A 12,521-nucleotide genomic window follows, 5' to 3' on the forward strand; every position below is an offset into this window, starting at 1 on the left:
ACCCCTTCCCACGCCTGGCCCCCGTTCCGAGTCGAACCCCCGTCAACCGCCGCGCACGGTGCGCGACTTCATGGCAGACGCTACTACGGGACGGGCCCCGCCATGCCCGCTGCAACACCTCTGCACCACAGGTTGAGCACCGGATGTGCACGTTCCGCCCGGGTGCGCCCGGGGCCGGCCGGGCTAGGAGTAGTACTTGTGGAGGTCGTCCGAGGCCATGCCGGTGCCGTGGTGGACGGCGCGGCTGGAGTAGGTGCTGCGCAGGTGGGTGGCCTGGCGGGTGCGTTCCAACTCGACCAGCAGCCCCGCGTCTTCGGAGTGTGTGCCGCGGGCCCTCTCCCGGCGGATCAGGACGACGGTGGTACCGATGATGGTGGCGACCAGTGCGGCGAGGAGCAGGACGACGGTGCCCATGTTCTCGTTCCCCCTTGTTCCGGTCCCGGGTCGGGCCCGGCCGGTGGCGGCGGGCCCCTTCCGGGGACTGTGAAGATCCTTGCACGGAACGTCCGGGATGGTCCGGTATCTGAGCGAATCCTGAGCAAGGAACGGACGGGTGCCGGCAGGGGCGGGCCGGCCCGGCGCCCGGAGCCGCGGTGCCGATGTGCGAACGCCTGGCCGGGGTGGGCGGGTTGGAAGTGGCCGGATCTGGGCGAAAGCCGGATGTGGACGGCGACCGGTCGGTAGCATGATCATTGAAATTCGCTGTCCGCGGTACTGCTGAACGCACTGTTTCTGGACGCGACCACCGTGAGGGGTGCGCAGCAGCGCGCACCCCTTCGTCCCGAAGGGAGATCGGCATGGCCACGGGTACTGTGAAGTGGTTCAACGGGGAGAAGGGCTACGGGTTCATCGCGCAGGACGACGGCGGCCCGGACGTTTTCGTCCACTTCTCCGCGATTCAGGGCAGCGGCTACCGCAACCTGGAGGAGAACCAGCCGGTCGAGTTCGAGGTCACGCAGGGCCAGAAGGGCCCGCAGGCCGAGCAGGTCCGCGCGATCTGACCAGGCGGGCCCACGTAGGCCCCGCACACAGGCCCCGTACCGGCGAGCAAGCGCCGGTGCGGGGCCTTTTGCTGCGCGCCGTCCGCCGTCCGCCGTCCGCCGTCCGCCGTCCGCCGTCCGCACCTCACCGCGCCCCTGTGTCCGCCTCCGTCCGCCCCGGTCCGCCCTCTCGACAGATACCTCTTACTGAGAGCTAAAATCGGAGTATGGAGACAGGACCCACCCACCCGCCCGACGGCGCCCTCGCCGACGAGTTCTCCACCCTCCTCACCGGCATCCAGCGGATGCTGCGCCGCCGCCTGCGCCAGGGCCTGGACCAGCCCCGCCTGCGCGGGGCCCAGGTCGAACTGCTGCACCTGGTGATGGACACCCCGGGCCTGCGGGTCTCCGCCGCCGCCGAGGAACTGTGTCTGGCCGGCAACTCGGTCTCCACCCTCGTCAACCAGCTCGTCGCCCAGGACATGCTGCGCCGCGAGGTGGACCCCGCCGACCGCCGGGCCGCCCTGCTGTACGCCACCGAGGCCGCCCACCAGCGCATCGAGGCCTGGCGCGAGCGGCGCCGGGCACTGACCGGCGAGCTGGTCGCGGGCCTGCCCGGCCCCGAACGGGCCGCGCTGGCCGCCGCCCTGCCCGCGCTGCGCTCCCTCACCCAGGGGCTGCGCGACCTGCCCGAGGAGGACCCGCGATGACCGAACCGGAACCAGCAGGAACACCGGAAACACCAGGAATACCGGGAACGCCGGGAACACCAGGAGCGGCGGAGGCCGTGGTGTGCCGGGGCCTGGAGTACAGCTTCACCCACGGCCGTGGCAGGACCACCCGCGCGGTGGACGGCATCGACCTGACCGTACGGACCGGTGAGGTCTTCGGCCTCCTCGGCCCCAACGGTGCCGGCAAGACCACCACCATCCGCGCGATCACCACCCTGCTGCCCGCCGGCCCCGGCATGGTGCGCGTCTTCGGCCACGACGCGGCCCGCCGCCCCATGGAGGTACGGCGCCTGCTCGGCTACGTGCCGCAGCAGTTGTCCGCCGACGCCGGGCTGACCGGTCGGGAGAACGTCGCCCTGTTCGCCCGGGTCTTCGACGTCCCAAGGACGGAGCGGGCCCGCCGCGTCGCCCAGGCGCTGGCCGCCGTCGACCTCACCGACGCCGCCGACCGGATGGCCGGCACCTACTCCGGTGGCATGGTGCGCCGCCTCGAACTCGCCCAGGCCCTGGTCAGCGCCCCGCGCCTGCTCGTCCTGGACGAGCCCACCATCGGCCTGGACCCCATCGCCCGCACCGGCGTGTGGGAGCGCGTGGACGCCGTGCGCCGGGCCACCGGCATGACCGTCCTGGTCACCACCCACTACATGGACGAGGCCGAGCGCCACTGCGACCGCATCGCCCTGATGGACCGCGGCCGCATCCGGGCCCTTGGCACCCCCGCCGAGCTCAAGGAGGGCATCCGCGACGCCCTCCCCGGCGGCGACGAACCCACCCTCGACGACGTGTTCCGCCACTTCGCCGGCCGTGACCTGGCCGACGCCACGGAAGGAGACTTCGGCGATGTCCGCCGCACCCGCCGCACCGCCAGCCGCGTCGGCTGAGCCCCCCACCCCCGGCACCACCCCCGCCGGTGTCCCGGACCTGAGCCTGCTGCTGGTGCCCCCGCGCGCCCGCACCGGCTGGCGCCTGGTGCCCGCCCGGGTCGGCGCGATGTGCGCGGTGGAACTCCAGAAGCTGCGCCACGACCGTACCGAGCTCTACACCCGCGCCGTCCAGCCGGCCCTCTGGCTGTTGATCTTCGGCGAGACCTTCACCCGCCTCAAGGCCATCCCCACCGGCGGCATCCCCTACCTCGACTACCTGGCCCCGGGCATCATCGCCCAGTCCGCGATGTTCATCGCGATCTTCTACGGCATCATGATCATCTGGGAGCGGGACTCCGGCGTCCTCACCAAACTCCTGGTCACCCCCACCCCGCGCGCCGCCCTGGTCACCGGCAAGGCCTTCGCCGCCGGCGTCAAAGCCGTCCTGCAAGCCGTCGTCGTGGTCCTGATCGCCGCCGCCCTCGGCGTCGCCATGACCTGGAACCCGCTGCGCCTGCTCGGTGTGGTCGTCGCGGTGCTGCTCGGCTCGGCGTTCTTCTCCTGCCTCTCGATGGCCATCGCCGGGATCGTCCTCACCCGCGACCGCCTGATGGGCATCGGCCAGGCCATCACCATGCCGCTGTTCTTCGGCTCCAACGCCCTCTACCCGGTCGACCTGATGCCCGGCTGGCTGCAGGCCGTGAGCAAGGCCAACCCGCTCAGCTACCAGGTCGACGCCCTCCGCGGCCTCCTCATCGGCACCCCCTCCCACCTCCCCCTGGACTTCGCCGTCCTGGCCGCCGCCACCGCGGCCGGCATCGCCGCCGCCTCCGCCCTCCTGGCCCGCCTGGCCCGCTGAGGCGCCCGCCCCCGGCGCACGAGTTCCTCCCTCCTTGTCTTCTCCGAGGAGCATGTTGAGCGAGCATTCTGAGAGCTATCACGTCACCGGGAACCCAATGCTCGACGCCGACGGCGTCACCATCTGGCAGCGGTACGGCGGACGGGCCCCGGAGGGGTACTTCTACGACGGGTGGCACAAGTTCGAGCCCGGTCACCCCCGCTACGACGAGCTCCTTCCGCAAGCGCGGCAGAATTCGCAGGACGTCGAGGAGAGCAAGGCTCCGGTCGACCCGGAGACCTTGGCCATGCTGCAGGAGATGCAGCGAAAGACTCGGGAGCGGAACGCGGGGCAGTAGCGGCGACGGCGGCGTACTGTCCGGAGATGGCAGGGGGAAAGGCGACAGGAGGTGTCGGGTTTCGCCGCGAGAGTAGGGGGACCGGTCGGCGCGGTGACGGCGTCGGCCGGGGCCACGTACCACGGACAAGGGATCCCATGCTCGAGACGCCCGACGACCTCGCCCGCCTCCAGGCCCTCCTGGACGCCTCGCTCGCCCGCTCCACCGCCCATCTGCGCTCGATCATCAGCAGCGAGCGCACCCTTACCGCCGTCCAGTTGACCCGGGTGCTCACCGGGATGTGCACGCTCGCGCTGTCCACCGTCACCGCCAAGGGCGAGCCGCGGATCAGCGGGGTGGACGGTCACTTCCTGTACGGCAGGTGGTACTTCGGCACCGCGCGCACCGCCGCCAAGGCCCGTCACCTGGCGGCCCGGCCCGCCGTCAGCGCGGCCCATCTGCGGGGGGAGGACCTGGGCGTGTTCACCCACGGCACCGTGGAGACCCTCAACCCCCGGGATGGCGAGCCGGCCGCCGACTGGCCCGAACTCCTGGCCTACTTCCAGGACTTCTACGGCCGTGACGTCTTCGACTGGGAGCACGACGTCGTCTACTACCGGCTGCGTCCGCACTGGATGGCCGCCTTCGCCTCCGATCCGGCCGAGCTCCTCGCGACGGTGGAGCGGGCCGAGCGGGCCGAGCGGGCCGAGCGGGCCTGACCATGACCGTGGCCGTGCCCGGCGCCGGCCCGTACGTCGGGATGCGTCGGGTGCGGCGCGGGCGGTGACAATGGGGTGGCGGACAGCAGGGGCGGACGGACGAGGAGGGCCGGGGTGCGGGCGAGCCGGGCGATCGCGCTGCTGCTGCTCCTGCAGCACCGGCGCAGCATGACCGCCGCCGACCTCGCGGCCGAGCTGGAGGTCTCCGAACGCACCGTGCAGCGCGACGTCGCCGCCCTGGCCGAGGCCGGGGTGCCGGTGTACGCCGAGCGGGGGCGGGGCGGCGGCTACCGGCTGGTCGACGGCTACCGCACCCGCCTGACCGGTCTGGAGCGAACCGAAGCCGCCGTCCTGCACCTGGCCGGCCTGCCCGGCCCGCTGCGCGACATGGGCCTGGCCGGGCAGGCCCTGGCGGCCCGGCTCAAGGTCGCCGCCGCCCTGGGCGACGCCCCCGCGGCCGCCGCCCAGCGCTTCCACCTGGACGCCCCGGCCTGGTTCCGCGAGGCCGGGACACCGCCGCTGCTGGCCGAGGTCTCCCGCGCGGTCTGGGAAGACCGGGTGCTGCACGCCCGCTACGCCGCGCGCGGCGGCACCCGGCAGCGGCGGCTGGAACCGTACGGCCTGGTCCTCAAGGCCGGGCAGTGGTACGTCGCGGCCCGCAGCCCCTCGGGGCGCATCGGCTCCTACCGGGTCGACCGCTTCGAAACCGCCGAGGCAGGCGAGGAACGCTTCGACCGCGACCCGGACTTCGACCTCGCCGCCTACTGGGACGAGGCCGCCCGCGCGTTCACCCGGACCATGCTGCGCGAACGGGCGCTGGTGCGGCTCAGCCCGTGGGCCGTGGCCAACCTGGCCGCCCTGCTGGAGGCCACCGCCGCCGCCGACGCCCTCGCCACCGCCGGCCCGCCGGACGCCGAGGGCTGGGTCACCGTGACCCTGCCCGTGGAGGACCAGGAGATCGGCTACCTCGAACTCCTTCGCCTGGGACCGGAGGCCGAGGCCCTCGGCCCGCCCGAACTGCGCGCCCGCCTGGCCGAGGCCACCCGCCGCGCGGCCGCCCTCTACACCTGAGCCGGGGCGGGCCCGGTCAGGTGCTGCTGTCCGGTCGTGGCGTCCGTCCTTCCTGGTCGAGGCGCGTGAGTGCGCCGCGCGCGAACTGCTCGTACCTGGTCTGGTGCCAGGGTGCGTCGGTGGGGATGTGTGCGGCGGCGTCGACCGCTTCGTGGAGGAGTGCGCGTCGTGCGTGGGGCTGGTCGGCCAGGCGGGGGTGGTCGCTGAGGCCGAGCAGGACTCTGGTGAGGTGGTAGGCGTGGGCGCGGGGGTTGACGGCGAAGAGGGTGCGGTGGACCCACAGGCCTTCCTCGCCGTCGAGGGCCCAGTGGTCGCGGATCAGCAGCCGGATCCGGGCCCGCAGGACCAGGTCCGGGTGTGGCGTCGGGTGCGGTGTCGGGTGTGGCGTCCGGTGCGCTGTCGGGTGCGGCGTCCGGTTCTCGTCCGCGTCCTTCATCGGGCGTTCGCCTGCCCGAGCCGGCGCTCGAACTCCTGGAGCTGCGGCACGGTGTGCTCCCACATGCGGCGCTGGTGGTCGGGGGCGTCGGCGGGGATGTGCGCGCTCGCGGCGTGGGCTTCCTCCAGCAGCGCCTCCCGGGCGCCGGGCCGGGCTGCCGCGCGAGGGCTGGTCTCGGCGAGCGTGCGCAGGACGTAGGCGAGCTTGTAGGCGTACACGTGGGGGTTGACGGCGAACAGGGGCCGGTAGACCCGCAGGCCCTCCTCGCCCTCCAGGATCCGCTCGTTGTGGCTCAGCAGGGTGATCCGGGCTTTCAGGACCAGGTCCGCGTGGACGTTCATGTGGCGTGTCCCCCTTCGTCGTTGCTCTCGTTCGCACCCCGTTCCTCTCGGGCCGCCGCGGCCGTGTCCGGCCGTGTCCGGGCACGGCGGCGTGCGCGCCGGCCGCCCGGGAGAGTGCGGGCGGCGGCGCGAAGGCCGTCGGGGGAGTGGGGTGTTGCACGAGTGTGCGGGGTGCGCGGGGGCGGCGGCAAGGCACAAGAAGGGTGTGCTGAGTCCTACCGATCCCTGGCCTGAGCTGGCAGGATTGGGGTCGGCACCCTCCCGGGGCCGGGCCCGGAAAACCTGTTGCGCCCCCAGGAGCGCATGCGGCACGCTGATCGCGGAACACACCGACGCAGCGCAGGGAAAGGGGAACGGGCCATGGCCAGCAGTGGCGCTCGATATCGCCCCCGCCCGCGCGCGTTCGGCTATCGCCCGGCGCGCTGAGCGTCCCCTCCCCACGGGCGTTCCCTTCTTACGAGCGTCCCCCGCTGCCCGCGCCCTCCTGGCGTTGCGGGCCGGGTGCGGACGTGACCCCGGGCGAGCTGGGCACTGGAGAGCCCAAGGGCCTGTAAAGCCCCCGCTTCGGCTGTGGCGGTTCGAATCCGCCCTCGCCCACCCCATTCCCGCGCACCATCCCCGAATCCCCAGGTGGCCCAGTGGGTCGATGCCTGATTGGCCCTGTGTGGCCGGTCAATTCGGTACTACGGTAGGCAGCATGACAACCGGAACCGCCGCGACCGACCAGCCCGTATCCCTCACCCTTGCCGAGGCGCCGCTGCGTCAGGCCCGTAACTCGGCCGCCTTCTGGGCCGCGACCGGCGACTCCCGCGGCCACGAGGTGATCCGGCGCCGCGGCTTCCTCGCCGTCGACGGCGACGAGCGCGCCGGCCTGCGGATCCTCGTTCAGGAGAACGACCTCGACCAGGGCGAGCTGGCCGAGCTGGCCGAACTGGTGCGCAGGGCCCCCGGACCGGTCAACGCCGAGGACCCGTTCAGCGCCACCGACCTGAGCCATCTGGGCCTGCGCAACTGGCAGATGCCCGTCATGCTGCGCCTGCCCGCCGCTGCCCCTGCCGCTGCCCCTGCCCCTGCGGGCGGGTCGGGGCTGGACGTGGTGCGGGTGAGCGGTGGCGAGGACCTCCGGGCGGCCGAGCGGGTCGTGATCGAGGGTTTCGAGCTGGCCGCCTTCGAGCCCTACCGCCCCGGTGAGCTGTTCCCGGCGGCGCTGATCGGCCGGCCGGGCGTGGACGTCTTCCTCGCCTCGCACCAGGGGGTCGCCGCGGGCGCCTGTGTCAGGGTCGTGGACGAGGGCCTCGCCAGCCACTACTGGGTCGGCACCGCGCCCGCCTTCCGCTCGCGCGGTGTGGGCCGGGCCGTCATGACCGCCTCGCTCGCCGACCTCGCCCAGGTGCCGGCCACCCTCACCGCCTCCAAGCTGGGCCGCCCGCTGTACGAGTCGCTGGGTTACACCGTCGCCGCGCCCTCGACCTGGTGGGCCTCCCGCTGAACCGCGGTGCTCCGGTGGTCCAGTGCCCCGGTGTCCCGGTTCTCCGCCCTGCCGCCCCGCCGGTCGGCCCGCGCCGCTAGCCTGACGGCATGTTCGTACTGGAGCTGACGTACACCACCGCCGAGCTGGAGCGGATCGACGAGGCCCTGCCCGCGCACGTGGCGTGGCTGAACGGCCACTACGCGGCCGGCGCCTTCCTGGCCTCGGGCCGCAAGGTGCCGCGCGACGGCGGGGTGATCCTCGCGGTGGGCGAGGACCGGGCGGCGATCGAGGCGCTGGTGGCCACCGACCCGTTCGTCCGGCTGGGCCTGACCGAGTACCGGGTGACGGAGTTCCTGGCCACCGTCACCGCCCCGGCGCTGGAGGCGTACCGCCAGCAACTGCCCGCCTCCTGAACCCCTCCCGAACCCTTCTGAACCGCTTCCGGACTCCCTCCGCGTTCCTCCGGACTCCTCCGCGCTCCTCCGTAGCCCACCCGCGCCCTGCGCGGAATCCCGCTCCCGTGCCCCGGACCCGCCCGTACGGTTCGGGGCACGGTCGTCTTGTGGCTACGATCGGTGAGCGCGGGGCGAGGACGTAACGCGAGTGTTCGTGGAATCGGCGGGAGTGGACGGATGGGACACGCACGGGCCGGGCAGCCGGCGCAGCCCGGAGACCTGGTGGATGTGGCGCGGTTGGTGACGGCGTACTACGCGCTGCGCCCCGATCCGCAGGAGGTGGCGCAGCGGGTCGCGTTCGGGACGTCGGGGCACCGCGGCTCCTCGTTGGACGTGGCGTTCAACGAGGACCACATCGCCGCGACCACGCAGGCGATCTGCGAGTACCGGGCCGAACAGGGCGTCGCGGGCCCGCTGTTCCTCGGCGCGGACACCCACGCGCTGTCCGAGCCGGCCAAGGCGACGGCGTTGGAGGTGTTGGCGGCCAACGGTGTGCGGGTGCTCATCGACGACGCCGACGGGTACACGCCCACGCCGGCGGTCTCGCACGCGATCCTGGCGCACAACCGGCGCAGTCCGCGGGCGTTGGCGGACGGGATCGTGGTGACGCCGTCGCACAATCCGCCGCGTGACGGCGGCTTCAAGTACAACCCGCCCAGTGGGGGGCCGGCGGGGTCGCAGGCCACCGGGTGGATCCAGGACCGCGCGAACGAGCTGATCCGCGAGGGTCTGCGGGGGGTGAAGAGGGTCCCGTACGCGCGGGCGCTGGCCGCGGCCACCACGGAGCGGTACGACTTCCTGGGCTCCTACGTGGAGGACCTGCCGTCGGTGCTGGACCTGGACGCGGTGCGGGCGTCGGGGCTGCGGATCGGCGCGGACCCGCTGGGCGGGGCGTCGGTGGCCTACTGGGGGCGCATCGCGGAGGTGCACCGTCTGGACCTGACCGTGGTCAACCCGGTGACGGATCCGACCTGGCGCTTCATGACGCTGGACTGGGACGGGAAGATCCGCATGGACTGCTCCTCGCCGGCGGCGATGGCGTCCCTGATCGGCCGCAAGGACGAGTACGCGATCGCCACCGGCAACGACGCCGACGCCGACCGGCACGGGATCGTCACGCCCGACGGGGGGCTGATGAACCCCAACCACTACCTGGCGGTGGCGGTCGACTACCTGTACCGCCACCGGGCCGACTGGCCCCGGGACGCGGCGGTCGGCAAGACCCTGGTGTCCTCCTCGATGCTGGACCGGGTCGCCGCCGATCTGGGCCGTGCGCTGACGGAGGTCCCGGTCGGCTTCAAGTGGTTCGTCGACGGCCTGCTGGAGGGTTCGATCGCCTTCGGCGGCGAGGAGAGCGCGGGCGCCTCGTTCCTGCGCCGTGACGGCGGGGTGTGGACCACCGACAAGGACGGCATCCTGCTGGCCCTGCTCGCCGCCGAGATCACCGCGGTCACCGGCGCCACCCCCAGCGCGTACTACCGCGAACTGACGGAGCGTCACGGCGCTCCGGCCTACGCCCGTGTCGACGCCCCGGCGGATCGCGAGCAGAAGGCGCGTCTGGCGCGTCTGGCGCCGGAGCAGGTCACGGCGGGCGAGCTGGCGGGGGAGAAGATCACCGCGGTGCTCTCCCACGCGCCGGGCAACGGGGCGGCCATCGGCGGTCTCAAGGTGTGCACGGACAACGCCTGGTTCGCGGCCCGCCCGTCGGGCACGGAGGACGTGTACAAGATCTACGCCGAGTCGTTCCTGGGCACCGAGCACCTGGGCCGGGTGCAGGAGGAGGCCCGCGCCCTGGTCGGCGAGGTCCTCGGCGGCTGAGCCGCCCGGCTTCGGGCGTCGGCCCCGGCGGCGGCCCCGGACACGGTCCCGGCGCTCAGGCCGGGACCGCGTCCGGGGCCGCCTCCGTACGCGGACGGCCGCCGGACGGCCGCCCGTCCGATCTGTGGAATGCTCCCGCACATGACGACGAAGAAGATCGAACTGCATGTGCACCTGGAGGGGTCGATCCAGCCGCGGACGCTGCTGGAGATCGCCCGGCGCAACCACGAGCCACTTCCCGTCGACACGGTCGAAGGCCTGGCCGAGCTCTACCGGTTCACCGATTTCCGTCACTTCATCGAGGTGTGGGTGATGACGACCAACTGCCTGCGCACCGCCGACGACTTCCGCCAGGTGGTCGTCGACTACGCACGGCAGGCGGCCGGCCAGGGCGCGGTCTACCTGGAGGGCATCTTCTCCCCCGCGGAGCGCGTGGAGGCGGACGGGATCGGCTGGGACGAGATCTTCGCGGGCTACTGCGAAGGCGCCGTCGAGGCCGAGGAGCGCTTCGGCGTGACCGTGCGGCTGACCCCGGACCTCTACCGCGGGTGCCCCGTGGACCTGGCCGAGGAGTGCGCACGGGTCGCGGTCCGCTACCGGGACCGCGGTGTGGTCGGCCTGGGCATCGGCGGCGACGAGCGGCGCGGTCCGCTCGCGCCCTACGGCAAGGCCGTGCGGATCGCCCAGGACGGCGGACTCGCGTTCGTGCCGCACGCGGGGGAGACCGCCGGCCCGGAGTCGATCCGGGAGGCCCTCGACCTCGGCGCGGTCAGACTGCGCCACGGCATCCGGGCCGTGGAGGACCCGCAGCTGCTGGCCGAGATCGTCGACCGGAGCGTGGTGCTCGACGTGTGCCCGACCTCCAACGTACGGACCGGTGTCGTCCGCGACCTCTCCGAGCACCCGCTGCCGCGGCTGCGCGAAGCCGGCGCGCTGTGCTCGATCAACACCGACGACCCGGCCATGTTCGGCACCGACCTCAACCGTGAGCACGACGTGGCGGCCGGCCTCGGGCTCGACGCCTCCGCCGCCTACGCCGCCGGTCTGGCCGGCGCGCTCTGCGACGACGCCGTCCGCGCCCGCCTGCTTCCCTGACGGCGCGCCCGGTCGTCCGCTCGCCCGCCCGGCCGTCCGCCCGTCCGGGCCCGTGAGTGGTTCGGGGGCCGGTGGGGTGGTTCAGGTGCGGGCGGGGGTGGGCGGCGTGGCGGTGGCCTCGGCGGGGGAGCGCTGGTCGCGGGTGGTGGCCGCGGCGGTGGCGCAGGCCACGAGGGCGAGTACGGCCGCGGCCAGCGGGAACCAGCGGGTGCCCAGGACCGTGATGGCGGCTGATCCGGCGAGGCCTCCGGCGGCCGTGCCGAGGTAGAGGGCGCTGCTGTTGAGGGAGATCAGCAGGGGTGCGTTCGCGGGGTCGATCGAGGCCAGCCGGTGGGGCAGGGCGACGGAGACGGCCCATCCGGCCAGGGGGACGACGGCCGCGTACGCCAGCGCTCCGGGCATGCTGCGCCCCAGCCAGGGCAGGGCGGTGAAGGCGCAGGCGGCGACGGCGGAGCCGGTCAGCAGGACGGCCCGCACCCCGGCGCGGTCGACCAGGCGTCCGCCCAGCCAGCTGCCGGCGACGGAGAGCACGCCCGCGGTGAGCAGGATGAGGCTCAGCTTGTCGGCGTCGCCGCCGGTGGCGCCGTGCACGGCGGTGGCGAGGTAGATGTAGACGCTCTGGAAGGCGAGGAAGAAGGTGAGGGTGGTGGCGGCGGCGCCGAGGACGCGGCGTGAGGCGAGCGGGGCCAGCCGGGCGGCGAGGGTGGGGGCGGCGGTGGGAGCGGGCAGGTCGCGCAGCAGGAGCGCGAGTCCGGCGAGTGCGGCCAGGCCGAGGACGGTGACCAGCCACATGGTCAGGCGCCAGTCGGTGCGTCCCACCCAGGTGCCCAGCGGCACGCCCAGCGCGGTGGCCACCGTCATGCCGCCCAGCACGGTGGCCAGGGCCCGGCCGCGCCGCTCGGGGGCGACCAGGGTGGTGGCCACGGCGTTGGCGGTGGGGGTGTAGAGGGCGGCGCCGGCGGCGGCGAGCACCCGGGTGGCCAGCAGCAGGGGGTAGGTGGGGGCGAGGGCGCTGAGGGCGTTGGCGGCGCTGAACAGGGCGAGCGCGGTCAGCAGCAGGCGCCGGCGCGGCCAGCGGGCGGTGGCGGCGGCCAGTGGCGGGGCCAGCACGGCGTAGCCGAGAGCGAAGACGGTGACGAGCTGGCCGGCGGCGCCCACCGACACGTGCAGGTCGGCGGCGATGGGTCCGAGGATGCCGGCGACCACCATCGAGTCGGTGCCCATGGCGAAGGTGCCGAGGGCGAGCAGGAGCAGGCGTACGGGCACGGAGAGCCCCCCGGGTCAATTGTTGGACGAACATGCAACGGTTTGACGCTCGCCAAACAATCGGGGATTGGTGGATAATTGTCAAACCATTCCTGCTGTC

At 73.5% G+C, this 12,521-nt stretch carries 15 protein-coding genes and 1 tRNA gene; 12 read left to right on the forward strand and 4 right to left on the reverse strand.

Features of this window, described 5'->3' with window-relative positions:
• Positions 1–183: 183 nt before the first annotated feature.
• Positions 184–414, reverse strand: a complete 231-nt coding sequence (locus ACFY2K_RS26495; protein ID WP_375893807.1) for a hypothetical protein — start codon at positions 412–414, stop codon at positions 184–186.
• Positions 415–797: 383 nt separating this feature from the next.
• On the opposite strand from ACFY2K_RS26495, the gene ACFY2K_RS26500 reads away from it, so the two are divergent.
• The 7 genes from ACFY2K_RS26500 to ACFY2K_RS26530 all read left to right on the forward strand — a co-directional run bounded on the left by ACFY2K_RS26500 (position 798) and on the right by ACFY2K_RS26530 (position 5,539).
• Complete coding sequence (locus tag ACFY2K_RS26500) at positions 798–1,001, forward strand: cold-shock protein (protein WP_375893810.1); 204 nt, start codon at positions 798–800, stop codon at positions 999–1,001.
• Positions 1,002–1,207: 206 nt separating this feature from the next.
• Complete coding sequence (locus tag ACFY2K_RS26505) at positions 1,208–1,690, forward strand: MarR family winged helix-turn-helix transcriptional regulator (protein ID WP_375893813.1); 483 nt, start codon at positions 1,208–1,210, stop codon at positions 1,688–1,690.
• On the forward strand, positions 1,687–2,592 hold the full coding sequence (locus ACFY2K_RS26510) for an ATP-binding cassette domain-containing protein (protein WP_387714569.1): 906 nt from the start codon (positions 1,687–1,689) through the stop codon (positions 2,590–2,592). Before ACFY2K_RS26505 ends, ACFY2K_RS26510 begins: the two co-directional genes overlap by 4 nt.
• On the forward strand, positions 2,552–3,433 hold the full coding sequence (locus tag ACFY2K_RS26515) for an ABC transporter permease (RefSeq protein WP_375893819.1): 882 nt from the start codon (positions 2,552–2,554) through the stop codon (positions 3,431–3,433). Before ACFY2K_RS26510 ends, ACFY2K_RS26515 begins: the two co-directional genes overlap by 41 nt.
• A gap of 55 nt (positions 3,434–3,488) precedes the next feature.
• A complete protein-coding gene (locus ACFY2K_RS26520) occupies positions 3,489–3,770 on the forward strand; it encodes a hypothetical protein (RefSeq protein WP_387714572.1) in 282 nt (93 codons plus the stop codon).
• Positions 3,771–3,907: 137 nt separating this feature from the next.
• Positions 3,908–4,468, forward strand: coding sequence for a pyridoxamine 5'-phosphate oxidase family protein (locus ACFY2K_RS26525; RefSeq protein ID WP_387714575.1), 561 nt, complete (start codon positions 3,908–3,910; stop codon positions 4,466–4,468).
• Positions 4,469–4,582: 114 nt separating this feature from the next.
• Positions 4,583–5,539, forward strand: a complete 957-nt coding sequence (locus ACFY2K_RS26530; protein ID WP_387714578.1) for a helix-turn-helix transcriptional regulator — start codon at positions 4,583–4,585, stop codon at positions 5,537–5,539.
• Positions 5,540–5,555: 16 nt separating this feature from the next.
• Here ACFY2K_RS26530 and ACFY2K_RS26535 read toward each other — a convergent pair whose 3' ends face one another.
• Entirely contained in the window at positions 5,556–5,975 is a 420-nt protein-coding gene (locus ACFY2K_RS26535; protein ID WP_380593263.1) for a hypothetical protein, read from the reverse strand.
• Positions 5,972–6,316 (reverse strand): hypothetical protein, encoded by a 345-nt coding sequence (locus ACFY2K_RS26540; RefSeq protein ID WP_380593262.1) that lies wholly within the window; start codon positions 6,314–6,316, stop codon positions 5,972–5,974. The genes ACFY2K_RS26535 and ACFY2K_RS26540 overlap by 4 nt, the downstream gene beginning before the upstream one ends.
• 517 nt (positions 6,317–6,833) lie before the next feature.
• Here ACFY2K_RS26540 and ACFY2K_RS26545 point away from each other — a divergent pair.
• The 5 genes from ACFY2K_RS26545 to add all read left to right on the forward strand — a co-directional run bounded on the left by ACFY2K_RS26545 (position 6,834) and on the right by add (position 11,155).
• A tRNA-Tyr gene (locus tag ACFY2K_RS26545) sits at positions 6,834–6,913 on the forward strand.
• Between the two features lie 100 nt (positions 6,914–7,013).
• Complete coding sequence (locus ACFY2K_RS26550) at positions 7,014–7,805, forward strand: GNAT family N-acetyltransferase (RefSeq protein WP_387714582.1); 792 nt, start codon at positions 7,014–7,016, stop codon at positions 7,803–7,805.
• Between the two features lie 89 nt (positions 7,806–7,894).
• Positions 7,895–8,200 (forward strand): YciI family protein, encoded by a 306-nt coding sequence (locus ACFY2K_RS26555; RefSeq protein WP_387714585.1) that lies wholly within the window; start codon positions 7,895–7,897, stop codon positions 8,198–8,200.
• Between the two features lie 219 nt (positions 8,201–8,419).
• Entirely contained in the window at positions 8,420–10,060 is a 1,641-nt protein-coding gene (pgm, locus tag ACFY2K_RS26560; RefSeq protein WP_375893838.1) for a phosphoglucomutase (alpha-D-glucose-1,6-bisphosphate-dependent), read from the forward strand.
• A 141-nt stretch (positions 10,061–10,201) separates the two neighbouring features.
• Positions 10,202–11,155: an adenosine deaminase gene (add, locus tag ACFY2K_RS26565; protein WP_380522825.1), complete on the forward strand. Its 954-nt coding sequence runs from the start codon at positions 10,202–10,204 to the stop codon at positions 11,153–11,155.
• A gap of 81 nt (positions 11,156–11,236) precedes the next feature.
• Here the strand turns inward: add and ACFY2K_RS26570 are convergent, their stop codons facing one another.
• The gene (locus ACFY2K_RS26570) at positions 11,237–12,421 is read right to left on the reverse strand and encodes an MFS transporter (protein ID WP_380645031.1); all 1,185 of its coding nucleotides are present in this window, start codon (positions 12,419–12,421) and stop codon (positions 11,237–11,239) included.
• Between the last annotated feature and the right edge of the window lie 100 nt (positions 12,422–12,521).

This window comes from Kitasatospora sp. NPDC001309 (genome assembly GCF_042896295.1).
Classification (GTDB): Bacteria; Actinomycetota; Actinomycetes; order Streptomycetales; family Streptomycetaceae; genus Kitasatospora.

What these genes read in the sequence shown, in the direction of transcription:
- ACFY2K_RS26495 (WP_375893807.1), bottom strand. Translation starts at nt 414, where the DNA reads ATGGGCACCGTCGTCCTGCTCCTCGCCGCACTGGTCGCCACCATCATC.
- ACFY2K_RS26500 (WP_375893810.1), top strand. Translation starts at nt 798, where the DNA reads ATGGCCACGGGTACTGTGAAGTGGTTCAACGGGGAGAAGGGCTACGGG.
- ACFY2K_RS26505 (WP_375893813.1), top strand. Translation starts at nt 1,208, where the DNA reads ATGGAGACAGGACCCACCCACCCGCCCGACGGCGCCCTCGCCGACGAG.
- ACFY2K_RS26510 (WP_387714569.1), top strand. Translation starts at nt 1,687, where the DNA reads ATGACCGAACCGGAACCAGCAGGAACACCGGAAACACCAGGAATACCG.
- ACFY2K_RS26515 (WP_375893819.1), top strand. Translation starts at nt 2,552, where the DNA reads ATGTCCGCCGCACCCGCCGCACCGCCAGCCGCGTCGGCTGAGCCCCCC.
- ACFY2K_RS26525 (WP_387714575.1), top strand. Translation starts at nt 3,908, where the DNA reads ATGCTCGAGACGCCCGACGACCTCGCCCGCCTCCAGGCCCTCCTGGAC.
- ACFY2K_RS26535 (WP_380593263.1), bottom strand. Translation starts at nt 5,975, where the DNA reads ATGAAGGACGCGGACGAGAACCGGACGCCGCACCCGACAGCGCACCGG.
- ACFY2K_RS26540 (WP_380593262.1), bottom strand. Translation starts at nt 6,316, where the DNA reads ATGAACGTCCACGCGGACCTGGTCCTGAAAGCCCGGATCACCCTGCTG.
- ACFY2K_RS26550 (WP_387714582.1), top strand. Translation starts at nt 7,014, where the DNA reads ATGACAACCGGAACCGCCGCGACCGACCAGCCCGTATCCCTCACCCTT.
- ACFY2K_RS26555 (WP_387714585.1), top strand. Translation starts at nt 7,895, where the DNA reads ATGTTCGTACTGGAGCTGACGTACACCACCGCCGAGCTGGAGCGGATC.
- pgm (WP_375893838.1), top strand. Translation starts at nt 8,420, where the DNA reads ATGGGACACGCACGGGCCGGGCAGCCGGCGCAGCCCGGAGACCTGGTG.
- add (WP_380522825.1), top strand. Translation starts at nt 10,202, where the DNA reads ATGACGACGAAGAAGATCGAACTGCATGTGCACCTGGAGGGGTCGATC.